General features: G+C 61.3%; 24 protein-coding genes. 16 read left to right on the top strand and 8 right to left on the bottom strand.

Annotated features, from left to right (window positions below):
- Positions 1 to 113 precede the first annotated feature (113 nt).
- Genes QTA58_RS04955 through QTA58_RS04895 form a run of 13 tightly spaced genes read left to right on the top strand, consistent with a single transcriptional unit; the run spans position 114 to position 9,046 of the window.
- Positions 114 to 890, top strand: coding sequence for a DUF1217 domain-containing protein (locus tag QTA58_RS04955; RefSeq protein ID WP_085422331.1), 777 nt, complete (start codon positions 114 to 116; stop codon positions 888 to 890).
- A 1-nt stretch (position 891) separates the two neighbouring features.
- On the top strand, positions 892 to 1,629 hold the full coding sequence (gene flgF, locus QTA58_RS04950) for a flagellar basal-body rod protein FlgF (protein WP_085422332.1): 738 nt from the start codon (positions 892 to 894) through the stop codon (positions 1,627 to 1,629).
- 21 nt (positions 1,630 to 1,650) lie between these two features.
- Positions 1,651 to 3,048 (top strand): flagellar protein export ATPase FliI, encoded by a 1,398-nt coding sequence (gene fliI / locus QTA58_RS04945; RefSeq protein ID WP_085422333.1) that lies wholly within the window; start codon positions 1,651 to 1,653, stop codon positions 3,046 to 3,048.
- A gap of 7 nt (positions 3,049 to 3,055) precedes the next feature.
- On the top strand, positions 3,056 to 3,625 hold the full coding sequence (locus tag QTA58_RS04940) for a flagellar protein (RefSeq protein WP_085422334.1): 570 nt from the start codon (positions 3,056 to 3,058) through the stop codon (positions 3,623 to 3,625).
- 53 nt (positions 3,626 to 3,678) lie between these two features.
- Positions 3,679 to 4,065: a flagellar basal body rod protein FlgB gene (gene flgB, locus QTA58_RS04935; protein WP_085422335.1), complete on the top strand. Its 387-nt coding sequence runs from the start codon at positions 3,679 to 3,681 to the stop codon at positions 4,063 to 4,065.
- A gap of 4 nt (positions 4,066 to 4,069) precedes the next feature.
- Positions 4,070 to 4,489: a flagellar basal body rod protein FlgC gene (gene flgC / locus QTA58_RS04930; RefSeq protein ID WP_085422336.1), complete on the top strand. Its 420-nt coding sequence runs from the start codon at positions 4,070 to 4,072 to the stop codon at positions 4,487 to 4,489.
- Entirely contained in the window at positions 4,486 to 4,821 is a 336-nt protein-coding gene (locus QTA58_RS04925) for a flagellar hook-basal body complex protein FliE (protein ID WP_085422337.1), read from the top strand. Before flgC ends, QTA58_RS04925 begins: the two co-directional genes overlap by 4 nt.
- A gap of 18 nt (positions 4,822 to 4,839) precedes the next feature.
- A complete protein-coding gene (gene flgG, locus QTA58_RS04920; protein WP_085422338.1) occupies positions 4,840 to 5,628 on the top strand; it encodes a flagellar basal-body rod protein FlgG in 789 nt (262 codons plus the stop codon).
- 19 nt (positions 5,629 to 5,647) lie between these two features.
- Positions 5,648 to 6,130, top strand: coding sequence for a flagellar basal body P-ring formation chaperone FlgA (gene flgA, locus QTA58_RS04915; protein WP_289671941.1), 483 nt, complete (start codon positions 5,648 to 5,650; stop codon positions 6,128 to 6,130).
- The gene (locus QTA58_RS04910; protein WP_289671940.1) at positions 6,127 to 7,242 is read left to right on the top strand and encodes a flagellar basal body P-ring protein FlgI; all 1,116 of its coding nucleotides are present in this window, start codon (positions 6,127 to 6,129) and stop codon (positions 7,240 to 7,242) included. Before flgA ends, QTA58_RS04910 begins: the two co-directional genes overlap by 4 nt.
- Positions 7,239 to 7,796 carry a MotE family protein gene (locus QTA58_RS04905; protein ID WP_289671939.1) on the top strand — a complete coding sequence of 186 codons (558 nt, stop codon included), beginning with the start codon at positions 7,239 to 7,241 and terminating at the stop codon, positions 7,794 to 7,796. The genes QTA58_RS04910 and QTA58_RS04905 overlap by 4 nt, the downstream gene beginning before the upstream one ends.
- Positions 7,793 to 8,512, top strand: coding sequence for a flagellar basal body L-ring protein FlgH (flgH, locus tag QTA58_RS04900; protein WP_085422342.1), 720 nt, complete (start codon positions 7,793 to 7,795; stop codon positions 8,510 to 8,512). The genes QTA58_RS04905 and flgH overlap by 4 nt, the downstream gene beginning before the upstream one ends.
- A gap of 42 nt (positions 8,513 to 8,554) precedes the next feature.
- Positions 8,555 to 9,046 (top strand): flagellar basal body-associated FliL family protein, encoded by a 492-nt coding sequence (locus tag QTA58_RS04895; protein WP_289671938.1) that lies wholly within the window; start codon positions 8,555 to 8,557, stop codon positions 9,044 to 9,046.
- Positions 9,047 to 9,079: 33 nt separating this feature from the next.
- On the opposite strand, the gene QTA58_RS04890 is transcribed toward QTA58_RS04895, so the two are convergent.
- From QTA58_RS04890 to QTA58_RS04860, 7 genes are all read right to left on the bottom strand, one after another.
- Positions 9,080 to 9,733, bottom strand: a complete 654-nt coding sequence (locus QTA58_RS04890) for a hypothetical protein (RefSeq protein WP_085422344.1) — start codon at positions 9,731 to 9,733, stop codon at positions 9,080 to 9,082.
- 18 nt (positions 9,734 to 9,751) lie between these two features.
- Positions 9,752 to 10,591 carry an NAD(P)-dependent oxidoreductase gene (locus QTA58_RS04885; RefSeq protein ID WP_289671937.1) on the bottom strand — a complete coding sequence of 280 codons (840 nt, stop codon included), beginning with the start codon at positions 10,589 to 10,591 and terminating at the stop codon, positions 9,752 to 9,754.
- The gene (locus QTA58_RS04880; protein WP_289671936.1) at positions 10,588 to 11,811 is read right to left on the bottom strand and encodes a class I SAM-dependent methyltransferase; all 1,224 of its coding nucleotides are present in this window, start codon (positions 11,809 to 11,811) and stop codon (positions 10,588 to 10,590) included. Before QTA58_RS04880 ends, QTA58_RS04885 begins: the two co-directional genes overlap by 4 nt.
- The gene (gene rfbC, locus QTA58_RS04875) at positions 11,808 to 12,368 is read right to left on the bottom strand and encodes a dTDP-4-dehydrorhamnose 3,5-epimerase (RefSeq protein WP_289671935.1); all 561 of its coding nucleotides are present in this window, start codon (positions 12,366 to 12,368) and stop codon (positions 11,808 to 11,810) included. Before rfbC ends, QTA58_RS04880 begins: the two co-directional genes overlap by 4 nt.
- The gene (rfbG, locus tag QTA58_RS04870) at positions 12,365 to 13,447 is read right to left on the bottom strand and encodes a CDP-glucose 4,6-dehydratase (RefSeq protein ID WP_289671934.1); all 1,083 of its coding nucleotides are present in this window, start codon (positions 13,445 to 13,447) and stop codon (positions 12,365 to 12,367) included. Before rfbG ends, rfbC begins: the two co-directional genes overlap by 4 nt.
- Complete coding sequence (gene rfbF / locus QTA58_RS04865; protein ID WP_289671933.1) at positions 13,429 to 14,202, bottom strand: glucose-1-phosphate cytidylyltransferase; 774 nt, start codon at positions 14,200 to 14,202, stop codon at positions 13,429 to 13,431. The genes rfbG and rfbF overlap by 19 nt, the downstream gene beginning before the upstream one ends.
- A gap of 100 nt (positions 14,203 to 14,302) precedes the next feature.
- Complete coding sequence (locus tag QTA58_RS04860; protein ID WP_289671932.1) at positions 14,303 to 15,550, bottom strand: glycosyltransferase family 2 protein; 1,248 nt, start codon at positions 15,548 to 15,550, stop codon at positions 14,303 to 14,305.
- A 227-nt stretch (positions 15,551 to 15,777) separates the two neighbouring features.
- On the opposite strand from QTA58_RS04860, the gene fliP reads away from it, so the two are divergent.
- On the top strand, positions 15,778 to 16,515 hold the full coding sequence (fliP, locus tag QTA58_RS04855; protein WP_289671931.1) for a flagellar type III secretion system pore protein FliP: 738 nt from the start codon (positions 15,778 to 15,780) through the stop codon (positions 16,513 to 16,515).
- A gap of 48 nt (positions 16,516 to 16,563) precedes the next feature.
- On the opposite strand, the gene QTA58_RS04850 is transcribed toward fliP, so the two are convergent.
- The gene (locus QTA58_RS04850; RefSeq protein ID WP_289671930.1) at positions 16,564 to 18,840 is read right to left on the bottom strand and encodes a glycosyl transferase; all 2,277 of its coding nucleotides are present in this window, start codon (positions 18,838 to 18,840) and stop codon (positions 16,564 to 16,566) included.
- Here QTA58_RS04850 and QTA58_RS04845 point away from each other — a divergent pair.
- Complete coding sequence (locus QTA58_RS04845) at positions 18,830 to 20,086, top strand: flagellin (protein WP_289671929.1); 1,257 nt, start codon at positions 18,830 to 18,832, stop codon at positions 20,084 to 20,086. The genes QTA58_RS04850 and QTA58_RS04845 overlap by 11 nt on opposite strands.
- 252 nt (positions 20,087 to 20,338) lie before the next feature.
- On the top strand, positions 20,339 to 21,595 hold the full coding sequence (locus QTA58_RS04840; RefSeq protein ID WP_289671928.1) for a flagellin: 1,257 nt from the start codon (positions 20,339 to 20,341) through the stop codon (positions 21,593 to 21,595).
- The last annotated feature ends 220 nt before the right edge of the window (positions 21,596 to 21,815 follow it).

The following is a 21,815-nucleotide window of genomic DNA, read 5'->3' as shown; positions in this document are numbered from 1 at the left end:
GGATTCGGGACAGCTTCGCACAAGTCTTCGCGCCTAGTTTCCGGAAGGATCGGACCGGATTGCCCGCTCCGAGAGCGATGTCCGCCGCTCCCGCGGACCTTGGGTGAGCCAACGTGATCACGACCTACGCAAGCTATGCCATGATCAGCCGCGACCTCCCGAAGTCGCTGGCACGCGTCGCGGAAAAGCCGGATGTCGCACGCGAGACCGAATATTATCTTTCGACGATCGGCAGCATCAAAACCGTCGACGACTTCATGGCCGACACGCGGGTCTATAATTACGCGTTGAAGGCCCACGGTCTCGAGGACATGGCCTATGCCAAGGCCTTCATCCGCAAGGTGCTGACGGAAGGCGTCGCCGACGAGAACGCCTTTGCCAACAAGCTTTCCGACAGCCGGTATGCGTCGCTGGTGGAATCGCTGAATTTCGCCGCTTACGGCTCGACCGCCACATCCTTCGAGAAGGCGCAAAAGGGCGTCGTCGACAAGTTCCAGCGCCAGACGCTCGAAGAGGAGGCCGGCGCCGACAATATGGGCGTGCGCCTCGCGCTCTATTTCGAGCGCACGGCGCCGACGATCAAGTCGGGCATGGAAATCCTCGCCGACGATGCGCTTTCCGAGGTCGTCCGCACCGCGCTGCAGCTGCCCGATGAGATCATCGGCGCCGATCTCGACCGCCAGGCCAAATATATCGAGGACGTGGTCAACATCGAGGACTTCCAGGACCCGGCCAAGGTGAACAAGTTCCTCGAACGGTTCACCGCCATGTGGGAGATCGAGAATCCCTCGGAAGCCTACGATCCCCTGGCTCCCTTCAACGCTCCGTCGAGCGGAATCTCCACGGATCTCCTGATCTCCATCAATAATCTGAAACTCGGAGGCAAATGATATGCAATCCGGACTTTATGTCGGCATTTCTTCGCAGATCGCGCTCGAGCGCCGCTTGAACACGATCGCCGACAACATGGCCAACATGAACACGGTCGGTTTCCGTGCGACGGAAGTCAAGTTCGACGAGGTCATGAGCAGGACCCAGAACGATATCAACGCCAAGATCGCCTTCGTCACCCAGGGCAACGACTATCTGTCGACCCGCACCGGCGAGCTGCAGCGGACGGGCAATCCGCTCGATTTTGCCATCAAGGGCAATGCCTGGTTCGCGATCGACACGCCGGCGGGTCAGGTGCTGACCCGCGACGGCCGTTTCACGATGGATGAGACTGGCCAGCTCCGTTCGATCCGCGGCTATCCCGTACTGGATGCCGGCGGCGCCCCGATCCAGCTCAATCGCGAATCCGGTCCGCCGACCGTCGGTGCCGACGGCATCATCATGCAGAACAATCAGCCGGTCGCAACGCTCGGCCTTTTCACGGCCGATGTCACCAGAGGCTTCAACCGTTACGAAAACGAGGGTGTGATCGTCGTCGACAACCCGCAGCCCGTGGTCGAGGGCTTCGAGAACTCCGTCGTCCAGGGCTATATCGAGCAGTCCAACGTCAACGGCATCGGCGAAATGACCCAGTTGATCCAGGTCAACCGCGCCTTCGAAAGCATTTCGGCGCTGATGCGCGACAGCGAATCCGCCATGAGCGAGGCCATCAGGACGCTCGGCGGCTCCAACAGCTAACAGTAAGGAAGACGGCCCACCATGATGGAAGCGGCTATCCTCGATGCGGTCAACGGCGGCAAGCTGGCGCAGCTGGCGGGCCTTGCGGCCCGTTATGCCGATCCCGCGTTCTCGATTGCTCACGGCGGTCACGTCAGGACCATCGCGGCAGGACATTATACGGTCGCCGGCCTCTCGAAACACGTGCGGCTCGGCGAATTCGTCGCCCATCGCAGCGCGACCGGCATTCACCTCGGCGAGGTCGTTCGGGTGGAGCCGGACGTCGTCTACGTCTGCCCCATCGAGCCCGGCGAACCGATCGGCATCGGCGACACGGTCATTCGCAAGGGCGCCTTCCGGGTATCGCCCGACGACAGCTGGTGCGGCCGCACGATCAACTCGCTCGGCGAGCCGATCGACGGCAAAGGTCCGATCACGAAAGGCCTCTCTCCGCGCTCGATCGCCAATACCGCGCCGCCGTCCATGACGCGCAGCCGCGTCGAGAAGGGCTTCAAGACCGGTGTGCGGGCGATCGACATCTTTTCGCCGCTCTGCCTCGGGCAGCGTCTCGGCATTTTCGCCGGTTCCGGGGTCGGCAAGTCGACGCTTTTGTCGATGCTCGCGAGAGCCGATGCCTTCGACAAGGTGGTGATCGCGCTGGTCGGCGAACGCGGCCGCGAGGTGCGCGAATTCATCGAGGATACGCTCGGCGACAACATGGCCAAGTCGATCGCCGTCGTCGCGACCAGTGACGAAAGCCCGATGCTGCGCAAGATGGCGCCGCTGGTGGCGATCACCATAGCCGAGCATTTCCGCGATCAGGGCGACAACGTCCTGTTCATTGCCGACAGCGTCACCCGTTTCGCCCACGCGATCCGCGAGGTGGCGGTCGCATCCGGCGAACCCCCGATCGCCCGCGGCTATCCCGCTTCGGTCTTCACGGAACTGCCGCGCCTGCTCGAGCGCGCCGGTCCGGGCGTCGAAGGCGCCGGCACGATCACCGCGATCATCTCGATCCTCGTCGACGGCGACAACCACAACGACCCTATCGCGGACTCCACCCGCGGCATTCTCGACGGCCATATCGTGCTCGACCGGTCGCTCGCGGAGGAGGGGCGCTATCCGCCGATCAATCCGCTCGCCTCGATTTCGCGTCTCGCCCGCAAGGCCTGGACGGAGGATCAGGAGAAGCTGGTGTCCCGTCTGAAATCGCTGGTGCACCGTTACGAGGAAACGCGGGACCTGCGCCTGATCGGCGGTTATCGCGCCGGCAGCGATCCGGATCTCGACATGGCGATCAAGCAGGTGCCGGTCATTTACGAAGTTCTCAAGCAGACGCCGGGGGAGAAGCCCGCGCTCGATGCTTACACAGACCTTGCGAACGCGCTGAGAGCGGCGGCCGGACAGCCGAATCCGCCGTCGGCCATGGCAAGAAGGTGATGATTCGATGAGCGATCACAAGAACACCGCAGAAGCGGCATGGCCCAAGCCGGAAGTGCCGCCCTCGCGGCTGGGCGACAAGATGCTGACCGCGGCGGGGATTACCCTTGCGGCGGCGTCGGCCTTCTTTCCCTGGTACGTTTTCCTCAACGCCGACAAGTTCGGCATCCGCACGGAAACGCTGGGCCGGACCCGCGACCTGCCGCCGGGCATCGCCCGCCCGGTCGTCAGCGTCTCGCCTTTGGCCATGACCGACAGTTCCAGAGACGATTGGCCGGTTCCCCCCGAGCCTATGGACACGCTGGCCACGGCCACCACGTCTTCGGTCGGCGAAACGCGCAATAACGGCAGCTTTCGGGAGGAACAGCCGTTTCCGGGCGGTGGCAGCTTCCGGCTGCTGCATGTCGCCAACGGGCGGGCGCTCATCGAGAACAGCTCCGGCATGTACATGGTCCAGGTCGGCTCGACCCTGCCGGACAACAGCAAGCTTGCAAAGTTCGAACAGCGTGACGGCAAGTGGGTGATCGTCACGTCCAGCGGGCACGTCTACCAGGACACGGGAACGGCCCGCCCGTAAGTCCGACGCAAGGTTATGGGCCTAGGCTTCAGACAAAAGATGGAGAGAAGCCTATGCAACCGATTCAACTGTTCGAGATGGCATCGCGTCAGGCCGAGTGGCTCTCGGTGCGCCAGGAAGTCGTTGCAGGCAACATCGCGAATGCCAACACGCCCAAATACAAGTCGAAGGACGTAACGCCCTTCGAAGCGGTTCTGGACCGGACCTACGTCCCCATGGCCCGCACCCATGCGGCTCATTTCGCCGGCAGCGGTCTCAGCGACCAGGTTGAGATCAAGGAATCGGAACTGAACGAAGAAATCGGCGTGCAGGAATCCGGCAATACCGTCTCGCTGGCCCAGGAGCTGTCGAAGACGGGCGAAATCAAGCGTCAATACGAACTGAGCACAGGTCTGGTGAAGTCGTTTCACAGCATGATGCTGATGACAGTAAAGAGGTAAGCAAATGGATCCGCTTTCAGCCTCCCTGAAGATCGCAGGATCGGGAATGGAGGCGCAGGCAACGCGTCTGCGCATCGTTTCCGAAAACATCGCAAACGCCCGCTCCACCGGCGACACGCCCGGTGCGGACCCTTATCGCCGCAAGACCATCACCTTCGGCGCCGAATTGGACAAGGCAAGCGGCGTGGACCTCGTCGAGGTCAAGAAGCTCGGGGTCGACAACTCCAAGTTCATCCAGGAATACGATCCGGATCATCCGGCCGCCGACGAGAAGGGCATGGTCAAGACGCCGAACGTCAACATGCTCATCGAGATGGCCGACATGCGGGAAGCCAACCGCTCCTATGAAGCCAATATCCAGACCATCAAGCAGACGCGTGAGCTGATTGCCGCGACGATCGATCTTCTGAAGGCCGGACAATGATCGACAAGATTCAGAACGTAAGCTCCCTTTCGCTCTCCAACGGTCTCGATGAAATCGGCTCGGAAAGCACCTCCGTCTTCGGCGCGCGCGCTTCGACGCCCGGGCAGAACACCGGCATGGATTTCGCCAGCGTCATCGGCGAAATGGCGACAGACACGATGAACAGCCTGAAGGGCGCCGAATCGATGTCCTTCAAGGCCATTCAGGGCAAGGCGAATACCCGCGAAGTCGTGGATGCGGTTCTGGATGCGCAGCAGTCGCTCCAGACGGCCATGGCGCTGCGCGACAAGATCGTCTCCGCCTATCTCGAAATCACGAAAATGCAGATCTAAAATTTTGAGGACGAAGACATGAGAGCGCTTTCCGTCGCGGCAACGGGCATGGATGCCCAGCAGACCAATCTCGAAGTCATCGCGAACAACATCGCCAACATCAACACGACGGGCTACAAGCGTGCCCGCGCCGAGTTTTCCGATCTGCTCTATCAAAGCGAGCGCGCCCAGGGCGTGCCGAACCGGGCCAACCAGGCGATCGTGCCGGAAGGCGCCAATATTGGTCTCGGCGTGCAGACCTCGGCGGTGCGCAACATCCATACCCAGGGTGAGCTGACGCACACCGAAAACGACCTCGATCTCGCGATCGTCGGCCGCGGCTGGTATCAGATCCAGACGCCGGACGGCACGACGCTCTACAGCCGAGCCGGCGCCTTCAACAAGAACGCCGACGGCCAGCTCGTCACCATCGACGGATACGCCGTCGTGCCGAACATCACCTTCCCGGCCGATGTCAGCGAAACCCAGATCACCCGTACCGGCCAGGTCATGGTCCGTATCGGCAATTCCTCCGATTTCACCGAAATCGGCCAGCTCACCATCGCCAACTTCGTCAACGAAGCAGGCCTGCAGCCGCTCGGGGACAACCTCTTCGCGCAGACCGCGGCGTCCGGCGAGCCGATCGTCGCGGTGCCGGAGGATCCGGGCTTCGGCTATCTGAAGCAGGGCTATCTGGAAAGCTCGAACGTGGACGCGGTCAAGGAGATCACCGATCTGATCTCGGCCCAGCGCGCCTATGAAATGAACTCCAAGGTCATCACCACAGCAGATGAGATGGCTCAGATCGTCAGCAAGAACCTGAAGTAAAAACAGGAGACGGGCAGACATGACGTTTAGCCGGAAAAATGCGATTGGCGCCAGGTTGGCCGTGCCTTTCCTGGCGGCCTTCCTTGCCGGAATGGGCTCGCCGGTGCTCGCTGAAATGGGCACGGCGGTCGTGCCGACGTCGACCATCTATCCCGGGGAAGAGATCACCCCGAGCAGGGTCGAGGAGGTCGAGGTCACCAATCCCAATCTGACCGGCGACTATGCCCGGAAGTCCAAGGAGGTCGTCGGCATGGTGGCGAAGCGCACCTTGCTGCCGGGGCGCACCATTCCGGTTTCGGCTCTCCGCGAAGCTTTCGCCGTCACCCGCGGCTCGGCGATCCGCCTGACGTTCACGATCGGAAATCTGACGATCTCGGCAGGCGGCACGCCGCTCGAGAACGCGGGAGTGGGCGACCTCATCCGCGTGCGCAACACGGACTCGGGCGTCACGGTAAGCGGCACCGTCATGGCCGACGGCACGGTACAGGTGATGGCGAGATGAGAACGAGCCTCTTCCTCACTGCGCTCGTTCTGCTGGGCTCTCTCCTGGGTGGCGCACCGGTGCTTGCCGATTCGGCACGCATCAAGGACATCGCCTCGCTGCAGTCCGGCCGCGAAAACCAGCTCATCGGGTACGGTCTCGTCGTCGGCCTGCAGGGCACCGGCGACAGCCTGCGCTCGTCGCCCTTCACCGATCAGTCCATGCGGGCGATGCTGCAGAACCTCGGCATCTCGACGCAGGGCAGCCAGTCCAACGCCAAGAACGTCGCGGCCGTCATGGTCACGGCCAATCTCCCGCCTTTCGCAAGCCCCGGCAGCCGCATCGACGTGACCGTCAGTTCGCTCGGCGACGCGACCTCGCTGCGCGGCGGTACGCTGGTGATGACGTCGCTTTCGGGCGCCGACGGGCAGATCTACGCGGTCGCCCAGGGCGCGCTAATCGTTTCCGGCTTCTCGGCTCAGGGACAGGCCGCTACACTGACGGAAGGCGTCACGACGGCGGGTCGCGTTCCGAACGGCGCCATCATCGAGCGCGAGCTGCCGTCCAAGTTCAAGGACGCGGTCAATCTCGTCCTGCAGCTCCGCAATCCTGACTTTTCGACGGCGGTGCGTGTCTCCGACGTCGTGAACAGTTTCGCCACCCGTCGCTATGGCGGCCTGATCGCCGAGCCTCGGGACAACCAGGAAGTGATCATCCAGAAGCCGAAGAGCGCCGACCTCACCCGCCTGATGGCCGAGATCGAGAATCTTGTTGTAGAAACCGATACGCCGGCCAAGGTCGTCGTCAACGAACGCACCGGTACGATCGTCATCGGCGCGGATGTGAAGGTATCGCGCGTCGCCGTGAGCTATGGCACGCTGACCGTGCAGGTTACGGAAACCCCGCAGATCATCCAGCCCGAGCCGTTCTCGCGCGGCGAGACCGCCGTTCAGCCGCAGACGGACATCATGGCGATGAAGGACGGCGGTCAGGTCGCGATCCTGAACGGACCGGACCTGCGCACGCTCGTCGCCGGCCTCAACAGCATCGGCGTCAAGCCGGACGGCATCATCGCCATCCTGCAGGGCATCAAGTCCGCCGGCGCCCTTCAAGCGGAGCTCGTCCTGCAATGACCGAGACCCTGTTCACCATTTCCGTATCCAAAACCCTTGCCCGCCGCGTTCTTGCAGCCGCCGCAGTCCTGACGCTGGTCTCCCAGGTCGGGGCGCAGCAGCCCGCGGCGGTTTCGGAAACCTCGACGAGCGACGAGATCCAGAGGTTCTGCACCAATATCGCCGATGCGGCGCGCGACCAGCGTTATCTCCTGCAGAAGCAGGAGCTTGAAAAGCTGCAGTCGGATGTCGACGGCCGCATCCAGACACTGGAAGAACGCACCGCGGAATATCAGGACTGGCTGAAGCGCCGCAACGATTTCCTGGCGCGCGCCCAGGCGGGCCTGGTCGACATCTTCAAGACGATGAAGCCGGATGCCGCAGCGCCTCAGCTCGAAGAGATGCGGATGGAGATCGCGGCGGCGATCATCATGCAGCTTCCGCCGCGCCAGTCCGCGCTCTTCCTGAGCGAAATGGATCCGCAGAAGGCCGGCATGATCTCGACGATCATTTCCAGCGCCTCCGATCCCAACACTTCGAAGACACCTTCCAATACTGCGAAAGCGCCCTCATGACGAAACGCATTCCCGCCATCATGGCTGTTCTCTTTCTGGCCGGCTGCCAGAGCCAGACCATCAGGGAGATCGGCAATGCTCCGGCGATGAGCCCGATCGGCAGCGGCCTGCAATATGCGCAGACGCCGCAGATGTCCTCCTATCCGAAGCAGCCGCGGCACCTCGCCAGCGGCTATTCGCTCTGGAGCGACACCCAGGCGGCGCTCTTCAAGGATGCCCGTGCCCTGAATGTCGGCGACATCCTGACCGTCGACATCCAGATCAACGACCGCGCCTCCTTCGACAACGAGACGGAACGCACCCGCGACAATTCCACGGGACTTTCCTGGCAGCTTGGTGTGAGCAATCTTTTCGGCTGGACGCCGAAAGCCGAGGCGACGGGCGATCTCGGCTCGGATTCCGCCACGGCTTCCCACGGCAAGGGCTCCACGGAGCGCTCCGAGCGGTTGAAGCTGCTCGTCGCCGCGGTCGTTACCGGCATCCTGGAGAACGGCAATCTCCTGATCAGCGGTTCTCAGGAGGTCCGGGTCAATCACGAAATCCGCATCCTGAACGTCGCCGGCATCGTCCGTCCTCAGGATGTCGATTCCAGCAACATGATTTCCTACGAAAAGATCGCCGAAGCCCGTATTTCCTACGGCGGCCGTGGCCGTCTGATGGAAGTCCAGCAGCCTCCGGTCGGTCAGCAGGTCGTCGATCTGTTCTCGCCCTTCTGACGAAACCGGGTGAAGGTCTCTTGATTTGAAGGTTTGAAGACCATGGCGGATGAAGCGCAGGCGGCCGACGCCGGAAAAAGGAAGAACACCGTGATGGTGCTCGCGGGCGTCGCGGTCCTGACGCTGGTCGGCGTCGGAGGCGGCTGGGTCCTCGGCGGCGTGATCGCGCCGCCGGCGCCGCAGCCGGTGCAGACGGCCGAGACCGCCGAAGGCGGCAAGGAGGAGGGGATCCCGCATATTTCAACGCCGGAGAAGGGCGTCGTTCTCCTGGAGCCGATCACCACCAATCTCGCTTATCCCTCCGAGAACTGGATCCGGCTCGAAGTGGCGCTTGCTTTCAAAGGGCCCCCGGAACTGCCGCTCGCGGAAGACATCCACCAGGATATCCTCGCCTATATGCGCACTGTCTCGCTGCAGCAGATCGAGGGGCCGCGTGGCTTTCAGTATCTGAAGGACGACATCCAGGAGCGGATCGACCTCCGCTCGCAGGGCAAGGTCGCCAAGGTGATGTTCAGGACCTTCGTGATAGAGTGAAACCAGAGCGGATGGATCGCCCACGCGAACTGCCTACACGTTCCTGAAAAAGTCCGCGATCACCCTGTGCGGTGGCTTCTTGAAGACCAGTGAATATCCCGAACTCTGGAACGCTATTCGATCCGGTTCGGTGTCGCGGTTGACGACGCTGGTTCCTTGAGCAATCAGCGACCCGCGAGCAATGCGGCACCGACCGATAACCGCCGAATTGGGATAGAGGATGACGCAGTCCTCTAGTATCGGCGCCACGCCATGGTTCTTGCCCACAGTGGAATTCTGATAAAGTACGAGGTGATTTCCGTAGGTGGCCTTTGCCAGCACGATACCCACCGAATGGCCGATGAAGAAGACCTCCGGCAGCTCGACTTCGTAGAATATGTCGATGGCATTCAGAGCCTTGTTGAGCAGGAAAAGCATCGTGCATATGCGCGGTGTGCGTTCTCGACGCCAGATGGTATTGGCGAGATAGTACAGGAAAATGCAATATTGTGACGAATGGAGAACGTCGAATTGCCCCGGCTTCCAGACGCTGGACTGACCGATGCAATGATCCAGCCGCTTTAGCGCCTCCGGCAGATGCATCGCGACCAGCGGAAATTCGGTTTCATCGCAAAAGGGAACAAGACGACGCAGCTGTTCGCAGCAATAGTCGGCAAGTCTGTCCGCTTCAAGGTTGAGTATCTCCATCGGGAGCTTCCTCCGAAATCAGACGTTTACCCGGCGCACTCCTAGCACGCAGGGCGGGTCCACAAGGTTGTCGGGACGTGCGCCGAAGCGCAGCAGGTCACGCCGGCCGTACTCGTCGGCGATCCGTTCGGCCATTTGCCGCACCGTGACCGGGATGCCCGAGCAGATATTCGCCGGTCCTGTCCCGTCGCCAAGCGCGATCTCGGCGATTTGCCGGCCCGCCTCGCGGACATCCAGGAAGTCGCGGATCTGGTTGCCGCTGGTCAGTTCTACCGGGCTGCCGGCGGCGAGCTGGGCGCGCAGATAAGGCACCAGCCGGCGTTCGTCCTCCCCTTCGCCGAAGAGATAGAAGAGACGGCACCATGCGAAATCGATCCGGTGTAATGGCAGCCATTGCGACAAGGCGAGAAAGGTTGCGGCCTTTGCCCCCGCATAGGGGCTGACGGGGTGCAGCGGCGTGTCGGTCGCCAGCATGCCTGCGGAAATGTCGTATTCGAAACACGTGCCCACCCCGACGAAGCGTCTCACCCCGGCAAGTGCCGCCGCCTGCGCCATGCGCAGCGTGCCTTCCAGGCACACGATGTTTTCCGGAGACTGCAGGTATTTGCCGGCTTCGACATACCAGGCGACATGGATGACGGTTTCTACGCCGTCGAGCGCCTCTGCCCACCATTCCGTAGATTCACGGAACAGGTCCTTCGTGCGGATCACGCTTTCGATGGCGGAATGATGCCCGAGCCGGCTTTCGGACCCTTCGCGCACGACGAGGCGAACGCGTGCACCCGCCTCGGCCAGCGCCCGGAGAACCTGCCGGCCGACGAAACCCGTCCCGCCTGTCAGGAGAACGATCCCGGTCATGCGATCTGCAGCCTCGGCACGGCGGTTACGAACCTGGTGCCCTGTTCGGCCAGTGACGCGAGCTGCTGGCGGACTTCGGCGGCGATGTTCCAGGGGAGGATCATCACGTAATCCGGCCGGCGTTTGATGATGGTGTCGGGATGCAGGATCGGAATATGGCTTCCGGGCATGAACTTGTTCTGCTTGGCGGCCGCCGCATCGCAGACGAAGGGCAGGAGATCGGGTTTGACGCCCGCGAAGTTCAGAAGCGTGTTGCCCTTGGCGGCCGCGCCATAGGCTGCGACGGTCTTGCCCTCGCGTTTTGCCTCGAGGAGGAAGGCCAGCGCATCGTTCTTGACCTGCTCCGCCCTGGCCTGGAATTGTGCATAGAGTGCGGATGTGCGCAGGCCGCGGCGTTCCTCCTCGGCAAGCAGCGCCGTCACCGCGTCGGTCGTCTCCCGCGGATCGTCGGCATGGCAGCCGTAAACGCGCAGGCTTCCGCCATGGGTCGGCAGTTCCTCGACGTCGAAGACGCGCAGGCCCGCGCTCCCGAAGATCTTTCCTACCGTGTAAAGGGAGAGATAGGAGAAATGCTCGTGATAGACCGTATCGAACTGGTTCTCCTCGATCAGCCGCATGACATGCGGGAATTCCAGCGTGATCGTGCCGCCGGGCTTCAATGCCGCCTTCATCCCGCGCGTGAAGTCGTTGATGTCGGGGACATGGGCATAGACGTTGTTGCCGAGGATGAGGTCGGCGCTCTTGCCTTCTTCGGCCAGCGTCTTGCCGAGCGCCTCGCCGAAGAATTCCCGCCGCACCGGAATGCCGAGCGCTTCGGCAGCCTCGGCCGTGCTCGCCGTCGGCTCGATCCCCAGGCAGGGAATGCCGGCGGCGGCGAAATTCTTCAATAGGTAGCCGTCGTTCGAGGCGATTTCGACGACCATGCTCTTCCGATCGAGGCCGAGCCGCCTCGTGATCGTTTCGACATAGCGGGCCGCGTGCGCCAGCCAGCCCTTCGATGCGCTGGAGAAATAGGCGTAATCCGCGCTGAAGAGGGATTCCGCGGAAGCATAATCCTCCGTCTGGACGAGCCAGCATTCCTCGCAGACCTTCAGCCGCAGCGGGAAATACGGCTCCGGCTTCGAGAGATCCTCGGCGGTCAGATAGGCGTTCGACGGCGGTGCGAAGCCGAGGTCGAGGAAATCGCAGCGGAGCGCGCTGCCGCAGTGGCGGCAATTCATGGCGTCAGTCCCGTAAATTCGTCTGTCAGATGTGGATGGCGGCGATCCCGCTCGGAGATTTCAGTGATGCTCAGGGGCCAGCTGATGCCGAGCATCGGATCCTGTGAATTCAAAGCGCCTTCCGCCCCGGGTGCGTAAGGCGTCGAGTGCAGGTAAAGGAGCTCGCAATCGTCGGTGAGCGCCTGGAAACCGTGCGCGAAGCCTTCCGGTATCAGCAGCGAGCGCCGGTTTTCCCCCGAAAGCTCTTCGGCATGCCATTTCAGAAAGGTCGGCGAACCGGCCCTGAGATCGACGGCGACGTCCCAGACTTTACCGCGCAGACAGTTCACGAGCTTCATCTCCGCATGCGGCGGATGCTGGAAATGCATGCCGCGCACCGTGCCTCCTTGTGCCGTCATCGTCAGGTTGATCTGGGCGATCGGCTTTGCCCAACCCGCCGGAGCGAGCTCCTCTGCGCAGAACATGCGCGAGAAGAAACCGCGCGAATCACCGAGGTTCTGGCGTTCGACCAGCTTCAGGCCGGCAAGCGGCAGCTCGGTGACCGTGAAGCGGCTCAAGGGCGGGCCTCGTAATCGGCGATTTCAAATTCGCAGAGCGCGCGGGCATCGGCTCCGTCATGTTGCGCGCGATACCATTTCATCGTCCGGTCGACGGCTTCCGTCAGCGACCAGCGCGGTTCGATGTTCAACATATGCCGCGCCTTGGCGGTTTCCAGCGCAAGCCAGCCCGCTTCGTGCGGCCCCTCGTTTCCGTCGCCATACCGTACCTCGCCGCCGCCATAGGAAGCGCGGGCGATATCGATCACCTGACGTACCGGGGCGGCTTCATGGCTGACCGGGCCGAAATTATACGCATCGGCGAGCGCCGCATCGCTCCACAGCCGCTCGGCAAGCACGAGATAGGCGGAAAGCGGCTCCAGGACGTGCTGCCATGGGCGTTTTGCCTTCGGCCGCCGCACATGCAGGACCTGGCCGGATTGCCAGGCGCGCACCGCATCCGGCAGAAGCCTGTCCGCCGACCAGTCGCCGCCGCCGATCACGTTGCCGGCGCGCGCACTTGCGACAGCGACGCCTTTCTCGCGCAGAAACGAATCACGGTAGCTGGAAATGACGATCTCGGCCGCCGCCTTGCTGGCGCTGTAGGCGTCATAACCGCCGAGAAGATCGGTCTCCCGGTAGGGAAAGACGTGCTCCAGGTTGCGGTAGACCTTGTCCGTCGTGACCGCTACGACGACGCGTGCCGACGGCGCCCGGCGGACGGCTTCGAGGAGGTTGGCCGTGCCGAGCACGTTCGTAGCGAACGTGCCGAGAGGATCCTGATAGCTCTGCCGCACCAGGGCCTGCGCGCCGAGATGCAGGACGATGTCCGGAGAGGCGGCCCTGACGAGCTCTGCGAGCTTCGTCGCGTCGCGGATATCCTGGAAATGGCTTGCGGCCAGCTGGGGGCGTGCGAGCGAGAAAAGGCTCGGGGTTGTCTCCGGCGGCAGCGAAATGCCGGTGACATCGGCGCCGAGGCGCCTCAGCCAGATGGAAAGCCATGCGCCCTTGAAGCCCGTATGCCCCGTCAGCAGAACACGCTTGCCGGCCCAGAAATCAGGTTTCGGCCGAACGCCGGCCGTCACTGCCAGATCTTCCATGGTGCCTGTCCCGACGCCCAAAGATCTTCGAGCAGGTTTTTTTCGCGCAGCGTGTCCATCGGCTGCCAGAAGCCTTCGTGTTCATAGGCCATCATCTCGCCCATGGTGGCGAGGGTCGTCATGGGCGCCGCTTCCCACGGAGTGCTGTCTGCTTCGATGAGCTCGATGGACTTCGGCGACAGGACGAAGAAGCCGCCGTTGATCATGCCGCCGTCGCCGCGCGGCTTTTCCGCAAAGCCGGTGACCTTGATGCCGTCACGCTCCAGCGCGCCGTATCGGCCGGGCGGGTGGACGGCGGTCACCGTCGCGAGCTTGCCATGGGCCTGGTGGAATTTGATCAGCTCGTTGATGTTCACGTCGCTAAGGCCGTCGCCGTAGGTGAAGCAGAAGTAATCCTCGTTGCGCAGATAGTCCGCGACGCGCTTCAGGCGGCCACCCGTCATCGTGGCTTCGCCGGTATCGATCAGCGTGACTTTCCACGGCTCGGCGGTGCGGCGGTGAACCTGCATCTCGTTATAGGCCATGTCGAAGGTGATATCCGACATGTGCAGGAAGTAGTTCGCGAAATACTCCTTGATGACGTAGCCCTTGTATCCGCAGCAGATGATGAACTCGTTCACGCCATGGGCGGAGTAGAGCTTCATGATGTGCCAGAGGATCGGCCGGCCGCCGATCTCGATCATCGGCTTCGGCCTCAGATGGGTTTCCTCGGATATGCGGGTTCCGAGCCCGCCGGCGAGAATCACAGCTTTCAATTTGGTCTCTCCATGAGAGGTAGCCACCTGCCAAGGCCGGAACACGCCATGGGTCTGATGAATCCGATAAAGAACCGTTTGGCCGACATGTTCGGAAAGCCTAAAGCAGGACGGTCTGAATCAGGTCCCCCTGGCTGAACACCAGGTTCGGCAGATAGCCTAATGCCACGAAACGCTCACGATGTTCGGCCGAAGAGACGAGGACGGCCGCGTGTTCGACCAGTTCCGGAGCGTGTTCTGCGGGTTCGTCGACAATTTCCACCCTGCTGGGAAAATTGACCTTGAGAAGCCGCTCCTTGATGATCGAAGAATCGGGAAAACCGGATATGATGAGGCGACTGACGCCGGCCGTGGCGTTCACCTGCCAGGCGAGCGTCTGCAGCGCGACCGCCAAGGGCAGGCCGTCGCGTATGGCGGCGAGCTGCGCATGGTCTCCACGGCCTCCGAATTCCATCCGGGTGTAGAGCTCGTAGCTCTTCAGGTAATCTTTGTTCTGGGAAATCAACAGGCGGATCGCGACCGCCATGCGTTCGAGCGTGAACTGGCGGCACAGATATTCCTGGGTATGGCGGTCATCGAGGGATGTGCCGATCTTGCCACGTTTGATGCCGAAATACAGGAAGTATTCCAGACCGCCGCGGTAGGTATCCCAAGCGGTCATCGCAAGGTGATGGCCGCCCTGGGTGCGGTTGCCAATCGCCGAGCGGATGACCTGGCGGTAGAACGGCTTCTTGCGGAAGGCGATATCGCCCTGATCGAGCATATGAGCGAGCATGGGAAAGCAGAAATGGCAGATCTCGCGCGGCACCCACGCGGCTCTGAACGCCGAGTTCCGGTAGATACCGATCTCGGGAAAGATATGCCGCTGGATCATCAGGTTGAAAACTTCCGCAAAGCTTCGCTTCGGATAGATCGTGTCCTTTTCCAGCTCGTAGAAGACCCCCTTGTCGATATCGGTGACGCCGTCGGTGATATGCCATGGCGCATAGCAGGCGGTTAGATTGCGGTTCTCGTCCATGTAGTGGACGATCGCATCGATCTCGTCGCCGATCAGTCGATCGTCGTCGGCCAAATAAAGCAGATACTCGCCACGTGCCAACCGGAACGCGCTGTTCATGTTGGGAATCATCCCAACATTGGTTTCGCCCTTGAAATAGCGGATAGGCGCGCCCTGTCCGATGAACTTCTGCACCACTTCGGTAGTGTCGTCAGTCGACGCGTTATCCGAAACTACGATCTCGAAAGGAAAGTCGGATTTGACGTCGCGAACACACCGCTCCAGGCAGTCGTGCAGGTATTTCGCCCGGTTGTAGGTGGGTATGCAGATGCTGAACTTGATAGGATTCACCGGAACTTCCTCGACTGGGCCCTGCGATGATGAGATATTTCGGGCCTAAGCTATCCGTCGAGACTTGTGTAAAGCTGAAGCGGGCTGCCGCCGGCCGGTCCTCATGGCGTCCAGGAAATCGACGCCGGTATCTTCCTGTTCATGACCTCCCCTCTCGCCCGCTATTGTGTTGACCTCGGTTCGCTGGGGTGACTATCGAAGGTGACCTAAAGGACCTTCGTGATCGCATGATTCGGCTGATCTACCTGCTCGTCGCCCTGGTCGCGGCACCCGGGCTCGCGCTTGCCCAACAATCGCCTGCGGATCTTCTCAATCTGCCGGTCGACGGCTCCGCCGCTGCGTGGATCATCAGGACCTTCGGGCTGCTGACGGTTCTCTCCGTCGCTCCCGGCATCCTGATCATGGTCACGAGTTTTCCTCGCTTCGTGATCGCTTTTTCGATCCTCCGGTCGGGCATGGGGCTTGCGACGGCACCCTCGAACATGGTGCTGATCTCGATGGCGCTGTTCATGACGTTCTATGTCATGGCGCCGACCTTCGACCGTGCGTGGAATGAAGGTGTTCAGCCGCTCCTTCAGAATCAGGTGACGGAAGCGGAAGCCGTGCAGCGCATCGCGCAGCCCTTCCGGGTCTTCATGTCGGCCAATACGCGCGACAAGGACCTTCAGCTTTTCGTCGAGATCGCCCGCGAACGGGGCCAATCGGTCGGAACGCCGGAGGCCATCGACTATCGCGTGCTGATTCCGGCCTTCATGCTGTCGGAGATCAGGCGGGGCTTCGAGATCGGCTTCCTGATCATTCTCCCCTTCCTGGTGATCGATATGATCGTTGCGGCGATCACCATGGCGATGGGCATGATGATGCTGCCGCCGACCTCGATCTCTCTGCCCTTCAAGATTCTCTTCTTCGTGCTGATCGACGGCTGGAACCTGCTGGTCGGCAGTCTCATTCGGTCGTTCGGCTGACTTGGTCGGAGGGGAACGGCCATCCCACCGGCCGTCCCGGACCTGATGTCAGGCCGCACGGGAGATGAAAGGCTCGCTCCGCGCCGGCAGCGCCGGCACCTCGAAGTGATCGGGCTTTTGTCCGGCCTTTGCGCGGTCCGCCATCATCTCGTAGGCCTTTTCGAGGTGGCGGCAGAAGCGGTCGGCGTCGAACAGCGGATGAGTGAAGCGGTTTGCATGCAGCCGCTTCCGGATTTGCGCCAGCTCTTCCCTGTTGTTGTAGAAGTGGACGGCGCGCCGGACGTAGTCATCCGGATCGTCGGCGACCATTTCGGGCAGGCCCAGGGCGTTCAGCAAGCTTTCGCTTACCCGCGAGGCGAAGTTCGTGCCTTTGTAGGTGAGCATCGGCAACCCGCTCCAGAGCTTTTCGGAGGTGGTCGTGTGGCCGTTGTAGGGGTAGGTATCCAGGCCGAGATCGGTCAGTGAGATACGGGTGAGATAGGACGTATAATCGACAAGGCGGTCTCCGAACAGGATTCGGTCGCTGGAGATCCCCGCATCGGCAAAAGCTTTCCGAAGATTCGCGCGTGCACCGAACCTCTCGCGGCAGATGAGGTAAAGATAGGCATCGGGAGCTTCCTTCAGGATGCGTGCCCACAGGTCGATCGTCGTGCGGGTGTATTTCCACTGGGAATGGAAGCACGAGAAGATGAAGGCGCCGTCCGGCATCCCGCAGACCTGGCGTTCCACCGAGCCGGGCAGCGGGCGGTGCGCCACGCTGTTCGGGAAGAAGGTCTCCGGCATCCAGCAGAGCTTTTCGTAATAGTTGGGAATGGAGCTCTCCGGCACGACCGTGCGGTCGCATATCAGGTAGTCGATATCCACATTGACCACCGTGCCGGGATAGCCGAGCCATGTGACATGAATCGGCGCCGTCATGTGATTGAGGAGGAAGACCCGGTTGTCCGCCGTATGGCCCTGCAGATCGACGAGTATGTCGATGTTTGCTGCCTTGATGGCATCCACCGCCTCTTCGTCGGTCTTGCCGCGGACGGAGACGATCTTTCCCCATTCCTCGCGATTGGCCGAATTCCGGGTGCGGAGGTTTTCCGGATCCGTGTTGCAGAAAAGCGTGATGTCGAAGCGCGTTCTGTCATGAGCTTCCAGTACACCTCGGAGAGCCTTCATGACAGCATGGTCGGTCCAGAGGTCGGCCGAAAGATAGCCGATCCGGAGCTTGTCCCCCCATTTGTGAGGCATGGCATGCCTTTTCGCCGTAACGCCGGCCGGCTTTTTCTGGCCTGTATCGGCGCCTGCGATTGCATTGACCTTTTCGTCGCCGCACCAACGCATGTTGTAGAGGGACACTTCGCTGCGGATCGCTTCGAGGTCGCCGCGCGCAATCTCGGCGTCCACGATCGGCTGATATTTATCTACTATCTCGTAATTGTTGGTGTCCCGGGCGATCGAGAGATAGAAATTGCGAACGAACTTGTCGTCGGGGAACCTCTCGAACACGTCTTCGATGAGCTTATGCTCTTCTTCGCTGCGTTCTGCGAGCTTGATCGACCGAACGGCGAGGTGGCGATGGGCCTCCACGGCGCTTTCGCCAAGGGTCTTTCGGAATGCGCCGATCCCCTCCATATCCTGGCGCATCAGCGCACCGGTCATCAGGGCAGCCATGTCCGGATCGGCAAGAGCCTCGTTGAGGATGCGCGCACCGATACGCAGCGTGCTGATGTCGTCGCCGTTGGAGAAGTGAATCCGCATGGCTTCACGCAGATATTTCAGCTGGTGGCGGGATTCCGTCGAGCCTGCTACCTGGAATGCCTGCGCTGCCTCCTCCTTCATCCGGAGCTTCACGAGCGTGGCACCCAGCAGGGCGTAGTGCCTGGGGTCCTTGTCTATGTCCAGCAGCCGGTTGAGGATCGCCAGAACATCGTGATATTCGCGCTTGTCGAAGCTCTTTTGAGCCGCTGCGTAGTCCCTTTGCACCTTGAGGCTTTTCAAGTCTTCCCACTCCAGTGATTGCTGCGCCGGCAGCTCGGGGCCGGCCTCTGGGCCCATGATGGCGGACGAAGCTTGCTTGAAACCATCGTGAAAGAGCCGGGCCGTCGTAAACCGGCGGTTAACCATAAAAGAGGGTGCTTTCGTTCCGTCCTGCCGTCTAAAGAACTTGGCAAGAATTGGCTGCGAGATTTCCCACACACGACGGGTTTGGTATCTCTTCAGGACTGAAGGAACCGATTGGCATGATGCCGGACCGGAGTGACCGGTAAAGTATTCAGTCCGGTATGTCCCCCCAAAAGTATTTCGTTCAAAGGGACAATCAATTATGGCAAGCATTCTCACCAATGTTAACGCTATGGCGGCGCTCCAGACCCTGCGCGGCATCAGCAACGACATGCAGACGACGCAGGACCGGATCTCCTCCGGCATGCGCGTCGGCACTGCTTCCGACAACGCCGCCTACTGGTCGATCGCGACCACGATGCGTTCCGACAATGCCGCTCTTTCCTCCGTTCAGGATGCGATTGGCCTCGGCGCCGCCAAGGTCGACACCGCCTATTCCGGTATGGAAGCAGCGATCGACGTTGTTCAGGAAATCAAGAACAAGCTGATTACTGCCGCAGAAGGCAGCGCCGACAAGAAGAAGATCCAGGAAGAAATTTCGCAGCTTCAGGATCAGCTGAAGAGCATCTCTTCCTCGGCTTCGTTCTCGGGCGAGAACTGGCTGCAGGCCGATATCGGCGGTAGCGCCGGCGACGACGGCGTGGTTGTCGCTGACAGTGCGATCACCAAGCAGATCGTCGGTTCCTTCACGCGTGACGGCAACGGCAACGTTTCGGTCAAGACCATCAACGTCAAGCTCGACGAAACGAACGTTCTGTTCGACCTTTCCGGCGGCGATGCGGGCATTCTGGACTCCAACATCATGCAGGGCTTCCGCGTCGTCAAGGACGCGAGCGGTGCGAAGGCCTACGCCAAGGTCAACACCGACGGCATCACCCCGACCGACACCACCTATACCTGGAAAGACATCGGTGGCGACGTTTGGGCCAAGTTCGACACCAACGGCGATATCTCGACGGCCACCTCCGGGTCCTACCTGGTCAAGGTCGGCGGCGCTTTCGTCGACGCAGTGGACGCCAAGGGCACGGTCGACGCGACTGCCATCGTCACCGCCGGCATCGCCTATGCCACGGGTGTTTCCGTGTCCGAACTCGACATCACCAAGCTCGACGACTACCGCGAGAGCGGTAACGACAAGAACCTCGGTATCGGCGACGGCACCTATGCGACCGATGAGAACATCATCGCCGCTCTGACCTCCTTCGTCGACGGTCAGCTCGAACTGATGACCAGCGCCGCCGCGAAACTCGGTGCGGTGTCGAAGCGCATTGAGATGCAGGAGGACTTCGCTTCCAAGCTGTCCGACTCGCTCGAGCGTGGCGTCGGCCGACTGGTGGACGCGGACATGAACGAGGAGTCGACGAAGCTCAAGGCCCTGCAGACGCAGCAGCAGCTCGCGATCCAGGCTCTCTCGATCGCCAACTCCGACTCGCAGAACATCCTGTCGCTCTTCCGTTAATCGGAGGCGCGATGGCGTGGAGGCTGACCACGCCGCCAGGCTTCAGAAGGGCCGCGTCCGAAATTGGACGCGGCCTTTTTGTTTTTTCATACGCTTCAATGTTCATTAACCATATTGGGGTTACCTAGAGCCATCGAAACGGCGAGTTAACCAAAAAAATTAATTGGTTAGCAGGCATGATGCTGACCGCTGTTCCCGGTGGAATCCGGAATGTCCCTTTTCGTAATCAGCCACTCAAGGGGCACTCAGAAAATGACTAGCATTCTTACCAATATCGCAGCTATGGCTGCTCTCCAGACCCTGCGCTCTATCGGCCAGGATATGGAAACGACGCAGGGCCGCGTCTCTTCCGGCATGCGCGTCGGCACTGCTTCCGACAACGCCGCCTACTGGTCGATCGCGACCACGATGCGTTCCGACAATGCCGCTCTTTCGGCCGTTCAGGACGCACTCGGCCTCGGCGCCGCCAAGGTCGACACCGCCTATGCCGCGATGGAATCGGCGATCGACGTTGTTCAGGAAATCAAGAACAAACTCGTTGCCGCCTCCGAACCCGGCGTCGACAAGGCCAAGGTCCAGGAAGAAATCACTCAGCTTCAGGACCAGCTCCGCAGCATCGCTTCCTCGGCTTCGTTCTCGGGCGAGAACTGGCTGCAGGCCGATATCGCCGGTAGCGCCGGCGCCGACGGCGTGGTTGTTTCGGATGATCCCGTCCTCAAGCAGATCGTCGGTTCCTTCACGCGTGACGGCAACGGCAACGTCGCGGTCAAGACCATCAACGTCAAGCTCGACGAAACGAACGTTCTGTTCGACCTTTCCGGCGGCGATGCGGGCATTCTGGACTCCAACATCATGCAGGGCTTCCGCGTCGTCAAGGACGCGAGCGGTGCGAAGGCCTACGCCAAGGTCAACACCGACGGCATCACCCCGACCGACACCACCTATACCTGGAAGGATATTGGCGGCGACGTTTGGGCCAAGTTTGACACCAACGGTGATATCTCGACGGCCACGTCCGGGTCCTACCTGGTCAAGGTCGGCGGCGCTTTCATCGACGCAGTGGACGCCAAGGGCACGGTCGACGCGACTGCCATCGTCACCGCCGGCATCGCCTATGCCACGGGTGTTTCCGTATCCGAACTCGACATCACCAAGCTCGACGACTACCGCGAGAGCGGTAACGACAAGAACCTCGGTATCGGCGACGGCACCTATGCCAGCGATGAGAACATCATGGGTGCACTGATCTCGTTCGTAGACGGTCAGCTCGAACTGATGACCAGCGCTGCTGCCAAGCTTGGCTCGATCTCGATGCGCATCGAAATGCAGGAGAACTTCGCTTCCAAGCTGTCCGACTCCATCGACAGCGGCGTCGGCCGACTGGTGGATGCGGAGATGAACGAGGAGTCCACGAAGCTCAAGGCCCTGCAGACGCAGCAGCAGCTCGCGATCCAGGCCCTCTCGATCGCCAACTCTGACTCGCAGAACATCCTGTCGCTCTTCCGTTAATCGGATCGCGTCAGAACCATCGAAGAAGGCCGCGCCCTCCGGGGCGCGGCTTTTTTTGTGCTTCATTATTTTTTATTAACTTTCCTAAAGGGAATTTAACCTTTGTTAACCATTCGCCGCTTAATTGAGGTCATCGAAACGAAGGGTTAACCAAGACGAAAAAGAGGTTAACAGGCATCAGGCCGAACCGTCGTTCACCGGTGAGATCCGGAATGTCCCT

The sequence above is a fragment of the Neorhizobium sp. CSC1952 genome (genome assembly GCF_030378245.1).
Lineage (GTDB): Bacteria > Pseudomonadota > Alphaproteobacteria > Rhizobiales > Rhizobiaceae > Neorhizobium > Neorhizobium oryzae_A.
Note: the sequence above shows the minus strand (reverse complement) of the source record. Positions and strands in the feature narration are given on the sequence as shown.